The organism is Actinocorallia sp. API 0066, from assembly GCF_020991275.1.
Classification (GTDB): domain Bacteria; phylum Actinomycetota; class Actinomycetes; order Streptosporangiales; family Streptosporangiaceae; genus Actinocorallia.
Genome location: NZ_JAJLQY010000005.1, coordinates 165,631 through 183,455, shown reverse-complemented (window position 1 = coordinate 183,455; position 17,825 = coordinate 165,631). Strand labels below are relative to the sequence as shown.

At 69.3% G+C, this 17,825-nt stretch carries 13 protein-coding genes; 7 read left to right on the top strand and 6 right to left on the bottom strand.

The genetic code is table 11. The features are described from left to right. Positions 1-216: 216 nt before the first annotated feature. The 3 genes from LO762_RS33910 to LO762_RS14515 form a co-directional block, all read right to left on the bottom strand. Positions 217-993: a Crp/Fnr family transcriptional regulator gene (locus tag LO762_RS33910; protein ID WP_374201563.1), complete on the bottom strand. Its 777-nt coding sequence runs from the start codon at positions 991-993 to the stop codon at positions 217-219. An 80-nt stretch (positions 994-1,073) separates the two neighbouring features. After that, entirely contained in the window at positions 1,074-1,244 is a 171-nt protein-coding gene (locus LO762_RS14520) for a hypothetical protein (RefSeq protein ID WP_230615239.1), read from the bottom strand. Positions 1,245-1,850: 606 nt separating this feature from the next. Beyond that, positions 1,851-2,432, bottom strand: coding sequence for a TetR/AcrR family transcriptional regulator (locus tag LO762_RS14515; protein ID WP_230615237.1), 582 nt, complete (start codon positions 2,430-2,432; stop codon positions 1,851-1,853). Between the two features lie 108 nt (positions 2,433-2,540). Between LO762_RS14515 and LO762_RS14510 the strand changes: the two genes are divergently transcribed. Further along, the gene (locus LO762_RS14510; protein ID WP_230615235.1) at positions 2,541-3,383 is read left to right on the top strand and encodes an alpha/beta fold hydrolase; all 843 of its coding nucleotides are present in this window, start codon (positions 2,541-2,543) and stop codon (positions 3,381-3,383) included. A 17-nt stretch (positions 3,384-3,400) separates the two neighbouring features. Here LO762_RS14510 and LO762_RS14505 read toward each other — a convergent pair whose 3' ends face one another. After that, on the bottom strand, positions 3,401-4,588 hold the full coding sequence (locus LO762_RS14505; RefSeq protein ID WP_230615233.1) for an HNH endonuclease: 1,188 nt from the start codon (positions 4,586-4,588) through the stop codon (positions 3,401-3,403). Between the two features lie 765 nt (positions 4,589-5,353). Between LO762_RS14505 and LO762_RS14500 the strand changes: the two genes are divergently transcribed. After that, a complete protein-coding gene (locus tag LO762_RS14500) occupies positions 5,354-6,109 on the top strand; it encodes a cyclase family protein (RefSeq protein ID WP_230615231.1) in 756 nt (251 codons plus the stop codon). 84 nt (positions 6,110-6,193) lie between these two features. Here the strand turns inward: LO762_RS14500 and LO762_RS14495 are convergent, their stop codons facing one another. Beyond that, positions 6,194-6,571 (bottom strand): cold-shock protein, encoded by a 378-nt coding sequence (locus tag LO762_RS14495; protein WP_230615229.1) that lies wholly within the window; start codon positions 6,569-6,571, stop codon positions 6,194-6,196. A gap of 351 nt (positions 6,572-6,922) precedes the next feature. On the opposite strand from LO762_RS14495, the gene LO762_RS14490 reads away from it, so the two are divergent. From LO762_RS14490 to LO762_RS14475, 4 genes are all read left to right on the top strand, one after another. Continuing rightward, the gene (locus tag LO762_RS14490) at positions 6,923-7,453 is read left to right on the top strand and encodes a hypothetical protein (protein ID WP_230615227.1); all 531 of its coding nucleotides are present in this window, start codon (positions 6,923-6,925) and stop codon (positions 7,451-7,453) included. Positions 7,454-7,556: 103 nt separating this feature from the next. Beyond that, positions 7,557-8,132 (top strand): hypothetical protein, encoded by a 576-nt coding sequence (locus tag LO762_RS14485; RefSeq protein ID WP_230615225.1) that lies wholly within the window; start codon positions 7,557-7,559, stop codon positions 8,130-8,132. Between the two features lie 104 nt (positions 8,133-8,236). After that, complete coding sequence (locus tag LO762_RS14480; protein ID WP_230615223.1) at positions 8,237-10,138, top strand: flotillin family protein; 1,902 nt, start codon at positions 8,237-8,239, stop codon at positions 10,136-10,138. Next, positions 10,135-14,880 carry a DNA repair ATPase gene (locus LO762_RS14475; protein ID WP_230615222.1) on the top strand — a complete coding sequence of 1,582 codons (4,746 nt, stop codon included), beginning with the start codon at positions 10,135-10,137 and terminating at the stop codon, positions 14,878-14,880. The genes LO762_RS14480 and LO762_RS14475 overlap by 4 nt, the downstream gene beginning before the upstream one ends. Here LO762_RS14475 and LO762_RS14470 read toward each other — a convergent pair. Continuing rightward, complete coding sequence (locus tag LO762_RS14470) at positions 14,877-16,028, bottom strand: pentapeptide repeat-containing protein (RefSeq protein WP_230615220.1); 1,152 nt, start codon at positions 16,026-16,028, stop codon at positions 14,877-14,879. The genes LO762_RS14475 and LO762_RS14470 overlap by 4 nt on opposite strands. Before the next feature lie 211 nt (positions 16,029-16,239). On the opposite strand from LO762_RS14470, the gene LO762_RS14465 reads away from it, so the two are divergent. Beyond that, positions 16,240-17,523: a family 1 glycosylhydrolase gene (locus LO762_RS14465; RefSeq protein WP_255685918.1), complete on the top strand. Its 1,284-nt coding sequence runs from the start codon at positions 16,240-16,242 to the stop codon at positions 17,521-17,523. Positions 17,524-17,825: the final 302 nt, after the last annotated feature.

Here is a 17,825-nt window from a genome sequence, read left to right as displayed (position 1 = left end):
CCCAGACATTCGACCCGAGGTTTCTGCCGCCGCGGAGCCCGCCTGTCCCACGTGGGCGTACACACCACGGCGGGCAATTCGTTGGATGGCGGGGTGGGGCCGCCGGTTAGGTGATCCACGTTAGCGATTGCGTCAGCGCGTGCCCCCGCTTCGCCACGTCTGGAAATCGACCAGCTTCTGCCGCGGCCTGTACTGGGCCTCGGGCCATGTCATCCGTTATCGGGAATCGGTTGTGTTCAAATCGACCTGTTCGATCGGGACCGCGCGCACTGCGGATACATGATCCGACCGTAGTCGAGAGTCATGGGCTGCCTGGAACTGCTTGTACCAGAACTCAAGCGTCGCCTCGGGTCGCTCTACCGGTATGAAGTTGTCGGCTGCGATTCTCTGGCAGGCCAGGACGAAGGTGGCGACCCACGGCCAGCTGGGCAAGTTCCGTCGACGTCCTCGGATCACGGCGCTGATGGTTGAGGTGCTGAGCGCGTAGTGACCTTTTCCGGGTTCGCGCAGTTCCCAGGACACTTGGCTGAGCCTGCCGTAACTCGGCATACCACACCGTTGGTGATAAGCGCGTAGCAACCCCACGAATTCGCTAGGGCCATCTGCTTCCGGACAGGACGTTTCTTTGGTCCGCTGAGGATCAGAGCCGGTTCGGGCGGAGGGTTCACCCTGGCCTGTGAACAGGAGATGTGCGCTCAACGTCCTGGCAAGGACGCGCCAGAGACGCGGATGCCCTTCAAGAATCGCCCAAAACGCCTGAACGGGGAGGGCTAGGAGGGTCACGTGGGTGGTGGCCCTGACGTCTCGGGTGTTCGGTTCTTCGTGCACCAGGCTCTCGACTGCCAGAAGGTCGCCTGGGCCGTACACGTGGGGGGTGGCGCATTGGCAATGCGCACGACCTGGAGCGCTTGCCTCTCCCTCGATCAAGATGATCGCTTCGCTGAGCGCGCTTCCTGCGGCCGTCAGCAAGGAATCGGCAGCACCAGTGCGCATGGTCGCGTCCGCGAGGATCGCAGTCCGCTCATGTCCGGTGAGCTGGCTCAGGAAAGAATTCGTACGAGCCCCGGAGAGGTTCACTGTAGGGCGTTGAGAATGGGGGGCAGGGAGATGAACAGACCGCCGAGGGCGCCCACCATGAGATACGGCCGTTCGGCGACGGAAAGACGCTTCACGACGAAGGCGACCAGGATAAAAAAAGCGAAGACCACCAAGGCTCTGGTGGCGAAAGGCAGAATATCTATCATCGTGTCCTTATGTGTGTCAGTCAGTCCGGCTTGCTTATCGCCATCGGCTCGGGGGAGATGTGGAAGTCCCCCGAACCGACGGCGACGCTGCTGCCAGAGGCTAGACCAATGGGGACACGTCTCGCAGGACTTATGCCAAAAAGACCGAGGTGAGGTCGAGAGAAGTGCGGTCCCCGGGGCTTCCACTCCCCGGAGACCGCTAGACGAGTGGCACCGGACTGACACATCGGGACACGACCACGTCTACTCGTCAAGTATCGGGAACACATAAGGCGACAGTTCGCACCGAGATGATCCAGGACGAAATGGGACGACCTGGGATGCAGAGTTCTGGGGGCGAGGTTCTGCCTGTTCGGTCGGCCTATCCGCAGCGCTCTCCGTTGGCGAGGGCGCGAACATGCCAAAGGCCCTGAGTGCGGCTGACGGTCGTCGATGGCCAGCGCGAAAGATGTTCGGGACTCCGGATGACGTGGGCCGCTCGACTTGGTCAGTGCTGGGTCGCCGTCGTCACCCGGAGCGCTCGCTCCCATCGGTCCGGACCTTCATCGCTGAAGCGCACTTGGCTGCCTGCCGCCGCTACCGCCGCTGACAGAGCGCGGCGGTGGGTTAGGGGCTGAAGAGGAGGTGGTCTAGGGCGGTGAGCATTTGGGTGCGGGCGGTGGGGGGGTCGGGGGAGGCGGCGACGGCCAGGGCGGCTTCGTCGAGGGCGCCCAGGACTAGGTGGGCCAGGGGGCGGACGGGTTGGGTGGGGAGGGCGCCTGCGTCGATGGCGGCCTGGAGGGCGGCTTCGACGGCGGCCAGGCCGTGGTGGGCGCCGATCTCGCGCCAGCGGGCCCAGCCCAGGACGCCGGGGGCGTCGAGGAGGAGGATGCGTTCGGTCTCGGGGGCGGCGCACGCGTCGAGGAAGGCGCGGGCGCCGGCGCGCAGGGCCTCGACGGGGTCGGCCGCGGCGGCCAGGGCGCCTTCGATGATCTGGAGGGTGACCTCGCCCTCCAACTGCTCCACCACGGCGTCGAAAAGCGCCTTCTTGTCGCGGAACTGGTGGTATAGGGCGCCGCGCGACACCTGTGCGGCGCGGACGATCTCCTCGGTGCCGACCTCGGCGTAGCCGCGCTCGCCGAACAGTCGCCGTCCCGCCGCGATCAGCGCGGCCCGTGTCGCCTCGGAGCGTTCGGCCTGCTTGCCCACGCCGCGATCACCGCCCTTCCTTCAAGGGATTGAAATACAGACTGCCTGTATGTAATCCTCGGATCCGGAAGTTCCGTACAGGCTGTATGGATTCTATGAGGAGGCGGCATGCCCCAGATCACGCTCCCGCAGGGGACGATCCACTACCGGGAAGCCGGTGCTGGAGCACCCATCGTGTTCCTACACGGCTATCTGATGGACGGAAGGCTGTGGGACGAGGTCATCACCCAGCTTTCCGGCAGCTTCCGCTGCATCGCGCTCGACCTGCCGCTCGGCGCCCACCGCACCCCGATGCACCCCGACGCGGACCTCAGCCTGCGCGGCCTGGGAGCGCTCGTAGCGGACGCCCTCGCTACGCTCGACCTCACCGGCGTCACCCTCGTCGGCAACGACAGCGGCTCCGCGATCGCGCAGGTCGTCGCGGCGTGGCACCCGGAACGGCTCGCGGCGCTCGTCCTCACCTCGGGCGACTGCTTCGACAACTGCCCGCCGAAGGTCTTCAAGCCGCTCGTCGTCGCCGCCCGCGTCCCCGCCCTGGTGACGTGGGGGGTCCGCACCCTACGGTTCCGCCCGATGCGTCGCCTTACGTACGGCGTGCTCACCAGCGGACCCTTCCCGGACGCGCTGGTAGCCGACTGGATCAGCGCCTTCCTCGCGCACCCGGGCGTACGCCGCGACTGCATCAAGGTCACCCGCGGCCTCGACTCCCACGTCACCCAGGAGGCCGCCACCCGCCTATCGTCCTTCCCCCACCCCACCCTCCTAGCCTTCGCCCCCGAAGACCGCCTCTTCCCCTACGCCCACGCCGAACGCCTGGCCACCCTCCTCCCCAACCCCCACCTCACCCCCATCCCGAACAGCCGCACCTGGGTCATGCTCGACCAACCCACCCAAACCGCCACCCACATCTCCACCTTCCTCACCACCACCGTCCAACCAACAACCCCCTGACCTACGAGAGGCTTGGATCAGGGTGATGGGGTGTGCTTGGCGACGGTCTCGAGGTGGAGGCGTAGGGCAAGTGCTCGGAGGGCTTCGGTGAGTTCGTGGCGGGACGTTCCCCTGGTCTTGACCGCGTGGCAGTTGGGGCAGAGGGCGATCATCTGTTCCGGGTGGTCGCGGCCGCCTTCGGCGAGGGGGCGCACGTGGTCGATCTCGAGGACGGGATCGCCCGCGTCGGTACGGCCGGGCGCGTCGTCGCCGCAGTACTCGCAGTGGCCCCGGCTGCGGGCCAGGACGGCGCGCCGGGCGGCGGCCGAACGCACGGGGCTGCGCGACACGACGGGTCGCCGCAGTCCGGGGGCACTGTCTTCGGCGAGGTCGCAGTAGCGGGTGTAGTCGGCGAGTTCGTCCGGCTGCGCGCCCGGTTCCGGGGCCTCGCCGGGCGGGTCGGCGTCGAGCCCGAAGGCGGCCCAGAAGGCTTCGGCCTCGGCCGCGGTGACGCGGAACCTCCTCACGACGGCTTCGAGGAACTCCAGGCGGGCGATCGGGGAGCCGACGATGAGCCCGTGGACGTCAGCGGCCAGCCCGCCCTGCGGCGCACGGTCGTCGAACCAGGCACGCGGGTGGCCTTGCGGGGTCGGTACGGGGCCGTCGAAGCCGTTCAGTTCCCACAGGCCGACGTGGTACAGCGCGGAGATCGGACGGGCCGGGTTGACACGCGGGTTCTCCCCGTCGCGGCGGAAGCGGGTGAGGAGCGGAAGCAGGACGTCGTAGGTCGCCGTCCACGGGAGGATCCGGGGCGCGTCGGCGAGGGCGCGCCCGACGGCCCACAGCAGCACGACCGCGTGCTTCAGCATCGGCTCTCCGCCGGGCGTGGTGTGGCGCGGCAGCCGCTCGACGGCCTCGATCGCGCCCGTCGGACCCGGCCGTTCGGCTCCGCGCTCCCGGACCTCGAAGCCGAGGTTCCGCAGGACGTCCACGGTGTGCTTCTCGCCGCCGGAGAAGTCCGCGGGGGCGAGCGGGGCGGAGCCGGGCAGTCGGCCGTGGGCGGCGCCCGCGACGGCCTTGGAGTCGTATTCACGCCCGTCCAGGACCAGGAAGAACTTGCGGGCCCTGCCGAAGCGGTACTTGGCGAGGAACTCCTCGCGGCCGAGAAAGTCGAACTCCTCGACGGCGGCGAGCACCGCCGCGCGGTTCAGATCACGCAGACCCACAACTCGACAATATAGGGAAATTTCATGCTCTTTTGGGCTCGGCGTTGCGGCCCGCGCGACCCGTCCGGAGCCGGGGCGTCGCCGTCGCGTACGGTCGGGCGGCTCGTTGGGCTTGGGCTCGCCTTCGGGGCTGGGTCGAGGAGCGGCGCTCTCGGCCTGGTCGGCCGGACGGCGGTGCTGTCCGTGCGCGGTCGGGCCCCTGGGCGTGGGGGCGGACGGGGGGAGGCGTCGCTCGGGGCGGTGCCGATGCTGTGCGAGGCGGCCCGGGATGGGGGTGGCGGAGCTGGTGCGGCGTGTTCGCGGCGACTGGATGCGGGGCCTGTGGAGGGTGTCGCCTTTGACGGCGGGCTTATGGCGGCGGCGCTGTATCGGATGGGTCGTGTTGTGTGGTGGTGCTGTTTGGGGGGTGTTGGGGTGGGGGTGCCGCGTCCATCGCGGGATCGGACCAGAAGGCGATGAGTTCGTCTGGGGGTGCGTCCGGGGCAGCCGGACGGGAGCGGCCTGTGAGTAGCTGCCACGCGCCCGTGAGGAGGAGCAGGAGTTGCCCGTCGTTGGTGTAGCCCGTCTTCACGGGTAAAAGACTGCCACTTATCTTGTCGTGCCGAGGTGTTTACGGAGGGTTCCCGACCGGGAAGCGGTATCGGCCCTACGCTAGGCGGCTTCCGGGGCTGTCCTACGGCGCGCCGCGGGGTGTCCGCGCTGGTCACTCGCGCCGCCAGGTGATTCGCTATGTCCCTCTCATCAGGTTTCCGTGAGGAGCGGGTCATGGGTGTGGTGGCGGGGCTGCTGGCGGCGTTGGGGGGTGGCGTCAAGGTGGTGGACTTGACGTCGCCGCTGCACGAGGGCACTCCGATCCTGCGGCTACCGCCCCCGTTTGTGAACACGATCCCCTTCAGTCGCACCGAGATCAGTCGCTATGACGACCGTGGCCCTGCCTGGTACTGGAACGACTTCGCCTGCGGCGAGCACACCGGGACGCACTTCGACGCGCCGGTCCACTGGATCACCGGGCGGGACGGGCAGGACGTCTCCCAGGTCCCGGCGAGCCGCCTGTTCGGCGACGCGTGCGTGATCGACGTGACGGCCGACGTCGAACTGAACCCCGGCTACCTCCTCACGACGGACGACGTCCGTGCCTGGGAGGCCGAGCACGGCCCCCTGCCTGACAACACATGGCTTCTGCTGCGCACGGGTTGGTCGGCTTACGGCGACGACCCTGAGAAGTTCCTCAACCCGATCACGCCGGGCGTCACCGTCGAGTGCGCGCAGTGGCTAGCCGACGACCCGCGCGTCATCGGCCTGGGCGTCGAGACGGTCGGCACGGACGCGGGCGCGGCGCACTCCTTCGAGCCCGCGTTCCCCTGCCACCGGTACCTCCTGGGCGCGAACAAGTACGGCCTCACCCAGTTGCGCAACCTGGACCAACTGCCCGCGCGCGGCGCCCTGCTCATAGCCGCGCCACTACCTATCGTCGGCGGTTCCGGCTCCCCGGCCCGGGTACTCGCCCTCCTGGACGCCTGAGGCACCGCGCGATCGGCAGCGCCGACCACGCGGCGACCACGCGGTGACACGACCGCGTGGGCTCCCGGACCCGGTGACAAGGCGCTAGCGGAGATCGCTTTCGGGTGGCTCGGCCTCGTCGAGGGTGATTTCCAGCGACGAGGCGAAGGCCGTTCCTTCGGGGGATGTCGGCGGATCGTCCAACCTCAGCCGTAGGGCGCGTCCGATCTCTTCGGAACTCGTGGAATCTCGAAAGACGAGGATCGCGCGGTAGGAGTACTCATCCTGCGGCACCTCCTCCCACGAGAAGGTGACGCTTTCGCCGACCTTGAGTTCGGGAGAGCCGTCCATCACGACATCGGAGAAGTGGACCCAGATCTCCCCGGGAACCGCTGGCGAGGAGATCGCTCCCCAGCCGTCCTCGGCATGCCAGAGCGTCACGGCCCCCGGCGTGAGCCCGAGACCGGATGAGGCGTTCACCACGCTGCGATCCTTTCCGCCGGAGCCGAATCTCTTCGCGTCGCCGGTCTGTCGGAACTCGTCGAGAGCCCGGAATCGTAGCCGTGCACGGTGACGTCGCCTGAGGCGCGTGCTCCCGAAGAGGTGAATCTGTCACTGCGATGATCGCCGTGGGCTGGTTGATGTCGAGGTGGTGGGCACCGGGGGGCTGGGTGGTGCGTCGAAGGGTTCGGGGACACTGGATCCCCGGCTCTGTTTCTCGACGAAAGGCCCCCCATGGGTGCCCCCGCTCCCTGTACGTCCTGTTACTCGACTTACGGGCATCTTCCGGCATGTCCGTATTACAACCAGGCGCAGCAGCCCGGGAAGCACCGGGTGTCGTCGAACCGGGTGGTTCTTGTTGTTGTCGCGGTGGTTGCCGTTGTGGTCCTGATTCCGTTGGCGATCGTTGTCGCGGCGGCCTCGTTCGTCACCTTGAGGTCGGAGGAGACGGGCGGCGGGCCTGTGGTGGTGGAGGAGATCCCCGCGCCTGCGCCGGCCCCGGATGAGGCGGCTATCAGGATCGACCAGATCACGGGTAGCTGGGACGGCACCTACACCTGCTCGGGCAAGGTCCGTGCCCTGCGTCTCACTATCAACCTCGCGGGTAACGACGGCCTGGAAGCGAGGTTCGTGTTCTTCACGGGCCCCACTCAGGCGGGCGCCCCCCACGGCTCGTACACGATGTCCGGAGGTTATGACGGCTCTGTCGTCACGCTTCAGGGCCGCGAATGGATCAGCCGCCCGGACGCCTACGTCATGGTCGACCTTCGAGGCACGCCCTCCCGGAGTCCGGCCGGTGGTCTGACCATGGCCGGACAGGCGACACACTGTGCGGGCTTCGCCGTCACGAAGTCCGGCTCCTGACGGGCCGCCGCGAACCTGACAGACCGGAGGAATCCGTAAAGTGTGGATAAGAAAAGTTCGCTCTGGATTGAACCGGATTGATCGTGTCTGCGTCTGAGCTGTCGTGAAGGAGTTCGCGGAGACCGCCCTGGGGATGCCCACCGTCGTCTTCAGCGTGCTCCTGTTCGTCGTCGTCCTGTACTGGGTGCTGGCGATCGTCGGGCTCGACGTGCTCGCCGACGACACGGACCTGCTGGGCGTGCTGGGGCTGCGCGGCGTCCCCACCTCGGTGATCATCTCGCTGTTCGTGGCGGTCGCCTGGTTCCTGTCGCTGGCCGGGTCGGTGTGGCTGGGGTCCAACCCCCTGGTCCCGCTCGGCGCGGTCGCCGGGGGCTGGCTGGCCGCGCGGCTGCTCATCAACCCGCTGCGCTACGTGCTGCCCGAGGCGCCGGTGACGTCGCGGCACGACTTCGTCGGCAGGCTCTGCGTCGTCCGGACGGGCACCGTCACCGAGCGGTTCGGCCAGGCCGAGGTGACCGCGCCCGACGGCGGCACGGCTCTGCTCCAGGTCCGCCGGACGGGCGACGAGCCGCTCGGCACCGGCGACACCGCACTGATCTTCGACTACGACGACGCGGGCGAGTTCTTCTGGGTCATGCCGTACGACGCGGCGTTGGACCCGCACCAAAAAGACGTGTGAAAGGCGGCCCTCCTCCGATCGGAGGACGGCCGCGCAAGACCGCCGTGCATGGCGGGCGCCCCCGCGCGTGCCGTGCCGGAACCCCCTGAAGGAAGGGCAGACATATGGAGACCGTGACGACGGGTATCGCCGTCCTGGCCGGAGTGGTCCTGCTGATCACCGTCGGGCTGATCATCGTGATCAGTCGGCTCTTCCGGAAGGTGGAGCAGGGCAAGGCGCTGATCGTGTCCAAGGTGAAGAAGGTCGATGTGACCTTCACCGGGGCCGTGGTGCTGCCGGTCCTGCACAAGGCCGAGTTCATGGACATCTCGGTCAAGACCATTGAGATCGCCAGGACCGGGCGGGAGGGGCTGATCTGCCGCGACAACATCCGCGCGGACATCCGGATCACGTTCTTCGTCAGGGTGAACAAGACCGTCGAGGACGTCGTGAAGGTCGCGCAGGCGATCGGCACGACCCGGGCCTCGTCGCAGGAGACGCTGCAGGAGCTGTTCAACGCCAAGTTCTCCGAGGCGCTGAAGACCGTCGGCAAGCAACTGGACTTCGTCGACCTGTACACCAAGCGCAACGAGTTCCGCGACCAGATCATCGCCGTCATCGGCACCGACCTCAACGGCTACAGCCTTGAGGACGCCGCCATCGACTACCTGGAGCAGACCCCCGTAGGCCAGCTCGACCCCAACAACATCCTCGACGCGCAGGGCATCCGCAAGATCACCGAGCTGACGGCGATCGAGCACATCCGCACCAACGAGTACCAGCGCAACGAGGAGAAGGAGATCACCCGCCAGGACGTGGACGCCCGCGAGGCGATCCTGGAGCTGGAGCGGCGCAAGACCGACGCGGAGATCCGGCAGAAGCGGGAGATCGACACGGTCCGGGCCCGCGAGGAGGCCGAGACCGCGCGCGTCCAGGCCGAGGAGCGGCTCCGCGCCGAGACGGCCGCGATCAAGACCGACGAGCAGCTCGGCGTCCAGTACGAGAACAAGCTGCGCGAGGTGGCCGTCGCCGAGCTGAACAAGAAGCGCGTCGTGGCGGTCGAGTCGGAGCGGATCGAGAAGGACAGGGCGCTGGAGGTCGTCGCGCGGGACCGGGCGACGGAGCTGGCGACGATCGCCAAGGACCGCGAGCTCGAGGCGGAGAAGCGGGACATCGCCGAGGTCGTGCGGGAGCGCGTCGCGGTCGAGAAGACCGTCGTCGAGCAGGAGGAGAGCATCAAGCGCGTCCGGGTGGTGGAGGAGGCCGAGCGGCTGCGCCAGGCCGCCATCATCGCGGCGGAGGCCGAGGCTCAGGAGAACCTCGTCAAGGACATCAAGGCCGCTGAGGCGGCCGAGCAGGCCGCCGCGTTCAAGGCGCGCGAGGCGATCATCCTCGCCGAGTCGAAGCAGCAGGCCGCCGAGCTGGAGACGCAGGCGATGATCCGGCTCGCCGAGGGCAAGCAGGCCGACGCGGCCGCCGAGGGCCTGGCCGAGGCGGCGGTCCGCGAGCGGAGCGCCGAGGCGATCGAGCGCGAGGGCCGCGCGGAAGCCGCTGTGCTGCGCGAGAAGGGCCTCGCGGAGGCCACCGCGACCGAAGAGGTCGGCAAGGCCGAGGCGGTCGCCGAGCGCGAGAAGGCGCTCGCCGGGGCGGACGCGCTGCGCGAGAGGCTGAAGGGCGAGGCCGAGGGCCTCACCGAGAAGGCGGCGGCGCTGGCCGCGCTCAGCGAGGCCAGCCGGGCGCACGAGGAGTTCAGGCTCACCCTGGAGGCCGAGCGCGACCTCAGGATGGCCGGGATCGACATGCAGCGGGACGTCGCGCGCGCGCAGGCCGACGTGCTGGCCAAGGGCCTGGAGAGCGCCGACATCAACATCGTCGGCGGCGACAGCGTGTTCCTCGACAAGATCGTCGGGGCGGTCGCGCTCGGCAAGAGCGTGGACGCGGTCGTGGAGAACGCGCCGCTGACCGGTGAGCTCGTGACGGGCCTCGTGGGCGAGGTGCTGGAGCGGGTCAACGGGAAGGGCAAGTGACGGAGCTCGACGCCGGGACCTACGAGGTCCTCAGGTCCCGGCTGACGGCGCAGGCAGCCTCCCTCAAGGAGGCGGCGGCCGCCCTGAACGCGCGCCGCACCGAGGTCTTCGGCGGCTCGGAGCTGCGCCTCGTGGGGACCGAGCGGATCCGCACCGAGAACCACTGCGTGCCGCGCGACATCGTCGCGGTGGGCGGGGTGATGCTCTTCGGCTACAACGTGTACGTCGGGATGCGCCCTGAGACGGCTGTCTCCGACGTCTTCTCGGCACACGCGTTCGCGCGGGAGGGCGACAGGTTCGCTTTCACCGAGACGGTCGCGCCGATCCTGCGTGAGCCCGGGTTCGTCAAGGACTTCGGCGACCTCTACCGGTACTACCGGGACACCCGCCTACTCCAGCTCCGGATGCTGGACGGGAAGCTGCTCGCGGTGTTCCAGACGGGCACCGACCAGCGGGTCCTGCGCTGGTCGGCCGACGGGACGTACCTCGACAACAAGGGCGACCGGGACAACGTCTACCCGCCGCCGTTCGAGTTCGCCTGGACCGCGACGACCCGTGACGACCACGTCCCGGGACGGCACCCGCACATCTCGATCCAGGGCGAGGTGTTCGTCGAGACGGTCGGCGGCGACCTCACCATCAAGATCGAGAACAACACGGAGACGGGCGAGGGCGTCTACAGCGAGCCCGTTGACGAACCCCTCCAGTCGCTCGCAGACGCGGACATCTCTTACGCGCGGGTCGGGGCGCTCATCCTTCTGCGCATCCGCCCCTACAACGAGGAGGTCGTCCGCCACCTCGTCTTCAACACGCGCACGAAGACCGTCGTCCGCCTGGACGGCATAGGCCAGGCGTGCAGGCGGCTCCCGGAGGACCACGGGATCATCTTCCCCGGCGGCTACTACCTGGAGACGGACGTCGTGAAGACGTTCGACACCGCCACGGAGGGCCTGGAGTTCGAGCGGGTCATCAGGTCGGGCAATGGAGAGGACGTCATGTACGTCTTCCACCACCGGGCCGAAGGGCGCACCCTCCTGCTGCCCTACAACGTGATCCGTAAGGAGGTCGCGACCCCTCTCGTCTGCCACGGTTACTCGCTCTTCGACGACGGCACACTGATCGTCTTCCGTGCCGACTCCGACGAGCCGACCAGGTCGCATCCGATGCAGATCTGGGAGACCCCGTTCAAACCGGACGAGGCGGCGCCCGTCGGGTCGGGGCCGTTGGAGCGGATCGGTAACGCCGACCTGGTGCGCGGCGTCTCCGACTGCCTCTCGGTGGCCCGGATGGCCGGGGAGATGACCCCGACGACCCAGGTGTTCGAGGCGCTCATCGCCGCCTGCGTCAGCGCCGCCGACAAGCACCACTGGCTGGGCGAGCAGGGCCTCGCCGAGCCGCTGGAGCAGGTCCGCGCGACGGCCGTGCAGGTGCTCGAAGAGTTCGAGTCGGTACGGGAGCTCACCGCGCGCGCTGAGGAGGCCGTCGCCGAGGCCGATCGGGAGATCGCCGCGCTGGTACGCCGGGTGCGGGGCGAGGCGCCCACCACCGCCGACGACTGGGTGCGCAACCTCGCCGCCCTGCGCGCCCACCAGGGCCACCTCGTGACGCTGCGGGAACTGCGTTACGTCGACGGGGAGCACCTCGACGCCCTTACGACCCGCCTCGCACAGGACCTGGACAGTGCCGCCCAACGAGCTGTCGCCTTCCTGGGCCGTCCCGACGCGTTCGACGGCTACCGCCGGACGGTCGAGGAACTCGTCGAGAAGGCGGGCGCGATCGGATCGGTCGCCGAAGGCAAGCCCGTCTCCGAGGCGCTCGCAGGGCAGGCCGCGGGCCTGGAGAGCGTCACCGAGATCGTCGGCTCGCTGGAGTTCGCCGACGCCACCGTGCGCACCGACATCCTCGCCCGGATCGGCGAGGTGCTCGGCGGCGTCAACCGGGCCAGGGCCACGCTCGAAGGCCGCCGCAGGGACCTCCAGGCCGTCGAGGGGCGCGCCGCGTTCGCCGCCGAGTTCACCCTCCTCGGCCAGTCCGTGACGGCCGCGCTCGCCGCCGCCACGAGCCCCGAGGCGTGCGACGAGCAGCTCGGCAAGGTGCTGCTCCACCTGGAGACGCTCGAATCCCGCTTCGCCGAGTTCGACGACTTCCTGGGCGAGCTGGCGGCCAAGCGCGAGGACGTCTACGAGGCGTTCTCCTCCCGCAAGCAGGCGCTCCTGGACGAGCGGACGCGCAGGGCCGACCGGCTCGTCGCCTCCGCCGACCGGGTGCTCGGCGGCGTCGCCCGGCGCGTCGCGGGCCTCGCCTCGCTGGACGAGGTCAACACGTTCTTCGCGACCGACGCGATGATCGCCAAACTCCGCTCGACCGCCGCGCAACTACGCGAACTGGGCGACGGGATCCGCGCCGACGAACTGGACGGCCGCGTCAAGGCGGCCCGGCAGGAGGCGGGCCGCGCCCTACGCGACCGGCTCGACCTCGTCGAAGGCGACACGATCAAGCTCGGCGCGCACCGGTTCACCGTCAACGAGCAGGCCGCCGAGCTGACCCTTGTGCCGCACGACGGTCGGTTGGCTTTCACCGTGACAGGCACCGACTACAGGGATCCCGTCACCGATCCGTCGTTCGAGGAGACCCGTCCCTACTGGACGCAGTCTCTCGTCTCGGAGACGGCCGCCGTCTACCGGGCCGAGTACCTCGCCGCGTCGCTGCTGGACAGGGTGAAGGCAGGGGACGCGCTCGCCGAGTTCGTCGCGCGGGAGGCCGCCGAACGGTACGACGAGGGATACGAGCGCGGCGTCCACGACCACGACGCCGTCCTCATCCTTGAGCGGCTCGTGGAGCTGCGCGACGGCGCGGGCCTGCTCCGCTTCCCGGCGCCCGCCCGCGCGGCCGCACAGCTCTTCTGGGCGCACCGCACGGCCCCCGAGGAGCGGGAGCTGTGGACGGTCAGGGCCGCGTCGCTCACCCGGGCCCGCGCCCTGTTCGGCGACGCCCCCGCGCTCGCCGACCTGGCGGCCGAGCTGGCCGAGCGGATCGGCGGGCCGCGCGCGCGGGAGGCGGGCGAGTACCTCGTGGCGGAGGCGGCCGAGGGGTCGTTCGTCACCGGTAAGGACGCCCGCGCGCTCCTGGACGGCTTCCACCGGACGCTGGGCGGGCGGCGTGAGGGCTACGAACGGGACCTCGCCTCGCTGCCCGGCCTGCGGGAGCGGGAGCAGCTTGTGGAGGCGTGGCTGCGGGCTTACGCCGAAGGGAAGGGCGTCTCTACTGACGACCTGCCTGAGGCCGTCGCCTTGGAGCTGTGCCCTGATCTGGCCCGGCGTGACGCCGCCTCCGGCGTCACCGGGTCCGTCGAAGGGCTGCTCGGCACCCACCCGCGCATCACCGGCGGACGGCTTGCGCTCCGCCTTGACGAGTTCCTCTCCCGCACCCGTGCCTTCGCCGAAGAGCGCGTGCCCGGCTTCCGCGCCTACCAGCGCCGCCGCAACGCGCTCGTGGAGAAGGAGAGGGAGAAGCTCCGCCTGCACGAGTTCCAGCCGAAGGTGATGTCGGCGTTCGTCCGCAACCGGCTCCTGGACGAGGTGTACCTACCGCTCATCGGAGCGAACCTCGCCAAACAGCTCGGCGCGGCCGGAGACACCCGCAGGACAGACCAGATGGGCATGCTGCTGCTCATCTCGCCGCCCGGCTACGGCAAGACCACGCTCATGGAGTACGTGGCGTCGCGGCTCGGCATGGTCCTCGTCAAGGTCAATGGGCCCGCGCTCGGCCATGCCGTCACCTCGCTCGACCCCGCAGAGGCGCCCGACGCGACCGCGCGGCAGGAGGTCGAGAAGATCAACCTGGCGTTGGAGATGGGCAACAACACGTTGCTCTACCTCGACGACATCCAGCACACCTCCCCTGAACTGCTCCAGAAGTTCATCTCCCTGTGCGACGCCCAACGCCGCATCGAAGGCGTCTGGAGAGGCCGGACCCGTACCTACGACCTGCGCGGCAAGCGGTTCGCCGTCTGCATGGCGGGCAACCCGTACACCGAGTCAGGGCAGCGGTTCGCCATCCCCGACATGCTCGCCAACCGGGCCGACGTGTGGAACCTCGGCGACGTGCTCGCCGGACGTGAGGAGGTGTTCGCGCTCTCGTTCATCGAGAACTCCCTCACCTCCAACGCCGTGCTCGCGCCGCTGTCCACCCGCGACCGGGGGGACGTCGAGCTGCTCGTCAGGATGGCGGCGGGGAGCGAGGAGATCCGCGCCGACCGGCTCGCCCACCCCTACGGGCGGGTCGAACTGGAACAGATCCTCGCGGTGCTGCGCAAGCTGATCCGGGTGCAACAGGTCGTCCTGGCCAACAACCGCGCCTACATCTACTCCGCGGCGCAGTCGGAGGCGAGCCGTACAGAGCCGCCGTTCCGCCTCCAGGGCTCCTACCGCAACATGAACAAGCTCGCCGAACGCGTCGTGCCCGTGATGAACGACGCCGAACTCGAAGCCGTCATCGACGACCACTACCTCGGCGAAGCCCAGACCCTCACCACCGACGCCGAAGCCAACCTGCTGAAACTCGCCGAACTCCGCGACGCCCTCACCCCCGCCCAAGCCCAACGCTGGCGCGAAGTCAAGGAGTCCTTCCAACGCGCCCAAGCCCTCGGCACCACCACCGACGACCCCGTCTCCCGAGCCGTAGGCGCCCTCGGCCTCCTAGCCGACCGCCTAGCCGCCATCGAAGCTGTGTTGGACCGTTAGCGGTGGGCCAGGGTGGCCAGCTCGCCGCTCTCCAGGCCGAGGGCGGTGAGGAGGGTGGCGGTGAGGGCCAGGGCGGCGAAGGTGGTGTGGATGCGTAGGGGGCTTCGGCCGTAGCCGGAGGTTACTCGGCAGAGGGTGAGGAGGAGGCGCCACCAGGGGGAGGGGTGGGCTAGGCGGCGCATCTCGATGGCTCGGATGTGGAAGAGGCGGGCCTGTTCGGGGTCGTCGGTGGCTTCGGCGAACGACTGGTAGAGGGCGGCCGTCCAGGGGGCGGGCTCCTCGGCGAGGCGGCCGGGGAAGCGGCAGCCGCGTAGGGCCAGGCCCGAGAGTTTGGCGGACTCGAAGACGCAGGTGCCCAGGTCCACGCCGGTGAGGCGGGTCGAGGCGGCTACGGCGCCGGTGAGCGTCAACGGGCCGGCGCCGTGCAGTTGGAGCTCGGTCGCGCTGGTGTGGGAGAGGTCGGCGGGGGTGTGCAGGCGCGTCGTGTGCAGGATCGCGTTGCGGATGCTGACGCGCTGCGCCGTCGCCGTCAGCCGGAGCGTGCGGGACGCGCGCGCCGAGTTCAGGCTGAGCCGCGCCCCGACGGTCAGGGGGCCGAGCCAGGCGCAGTCGCGGAACAGGGCGCGGTCCAGGAGCAGGTGGCGGGCCACCGAGCCGTTCCGCCACGAGAGCGGCGAGCTGAACCGCGTCTCCTGGGCGAGGACGTCGCGGCCGCACGACGAGCAGTCGAAATCGGCGGCACCGAGGAACCAGGCGCCGGTGAACGTCACGTCGGCCTTCCAGCGGACCCCGGTGAACAAAGCGTCGGCGTTGAAGCGCGCGCACGTGAAGTCGGCGTGACGGTCGAACACGGCGCCGTCGTAGGTGGCGCCCCGATTGAAGACCGCCTCGTGGAAGCCCGCGTTCCCGTGGAACACCGCGTCCCGGAAGGAGGCGGCGCGGCGGAACTGGGCGCCCGCGAACGACGCGTCACCCTCAAAGACGACGCCGTGGAAGTCGGCGCAGTCCAGCACCGCGCCGTCGAACCGGCAGCGGCCCAGCCGGACCACCCCCGCCGCGTCCACGGCGCCCGCGCGGACCGCCTCCCACGTCGCGGGGTCCACCGTCGCGCCGCGCAGATCGAGGTCACCGCCGGGTTCCACCTTCACACCTCCGGTTGTACTCCTCACAGAGCGTTCGCGGAAGCACCAATCTTGTGACCGCCCGGCGGGGGCGGCGGCTCGGGACGGCGTCCGGCGTGCGCGGTTCCCCGGGGCGTCCGGGCCGCGTGGTGACGGGCCAGAAGTGGCCGCGCGGGTTAACACCGAACGGGGTTCGGCGTACTTTCCGGGCACGAGCGAGGAGTGTGCCGTGGGTCACATGCGGAGTCTGGTGTTCGCGTTGGTGCTGGTCGGGGCGATGGTCGTGGGGGCGCCCGCCGGAGCGTCGGGGGTGCCGAGGTTCCCCGCCGGATTCCTGTGGGGCGTGTCCTCGTCGGGCTTCCAGTCCGAGGGCAGCTTCCCCGACAGCAACTGGACGCGCTACGCGGCCCGTCACGAGCCTTACAAGGACTCCGTGGACTTCCGCCACCGGTACCCGGCTGACGTCGACCGTGCGGCCCGGCTCGGTGTCGGCGTGTTCCGGACGTCCGTCGAATGGGCGAGGGTCGAGCCGCGCCGGGGCCACTGGGACTGGAAGGAGGTCGCCTACTACGACGACCTCGTCAAGCGGATCAGGGCCAGGGGGATGCGCCCGATGCTCACTCTCAACCACTGGGTGCATCCCGGCTGGGCGCACGACCAGGGGGCCTGGGCCAACGCAAAGACGGCTGACGACTGGCTGCGCTTTGTCCGTTTCGCTGTCGCGCGGTACGGCGGCCCCGACGTCCTGTGGATCACCTTCAACGAGGCAAGCCAGTACGTCTTCCACGAGGTGACCGACGGGGGCCTGAGCCTCTTCGACGTCCCGAAGATGCGGAAGAACCTGATCCGAGCCCATCGGGCTGCTTACGACCACATCCACACGGTGCACCCGGACGCGCTCGTCTCCACCAACGTGGCTTACGGCAACGTGCTCAACGGCCTCTTCGACCAGGTGCTCTTCACGTCCGTCACGGACAAACTCGACTTCATCGGGATCGACTACTACTACGGCGCGAGCGTCCTCAACCTCTCGGCCGTCAACGCCCTGACCGGCGAGTACTGGAAGGTGAAGCCCGTACCTGAAGGGCTCTACTACGTCCTACGCCAGTACCAGAAGCGCCTCCCACACCTCCCCGTGTACGTCGTGGAGGCCGGAATGCCCACCGACAACGGCAAGCCCCGCCCCGACGGCTACACCCGCTCCGACCACCTACGCGACCACCTCTACTGGGTCCAACGCGCCATCGGCGACGGCGTCAAGATGCTCGGCTTCAACTACTGGTCCCTCACCGACAACTACGAGTGGGGCTCCTACCGCCCCCGCTTCGGCCTCTACACGGTAGACGTCCTCACCGACCCCTCCCTACGCCGAACCCCCACCGACGCCATCCCCACCTACCGCCAAATCATCACCTCCAGAGGCGTCCCCCCTGGCTACACCCCAGCCCTCCCCCCTTCCTGGTGCTCCTACGAAGGCTCCCTCCCCTCCTGCCTGACCCCCCTCCCCACCCCACCCGCCTAACCCACGGCAGCCGACGCGTCGTCGGGTGATGCCGAGGATCTGCCCGAGGCCTTCGGTACCACGGGTTTCTCCGAGATAGTCGTTGACTTCGCCGCCGGGTACGTCGGCCCAATAGCGGGCGGGTTCGTCATCGGGCTGTGAGACCCATACCAGTAGCGTTCCTGCTGGGCCTGTCACCTGTACCGAGTCCACCGAGACCGCCCATCCCATCACGGCCGTGACACCGGGCGTGCGTCCCAGCTCCCGCATCAGCTCGCGCGCCGCCGCGCAGCGGTGGATGGCGGGTTCCGGCGTGGCGCGCT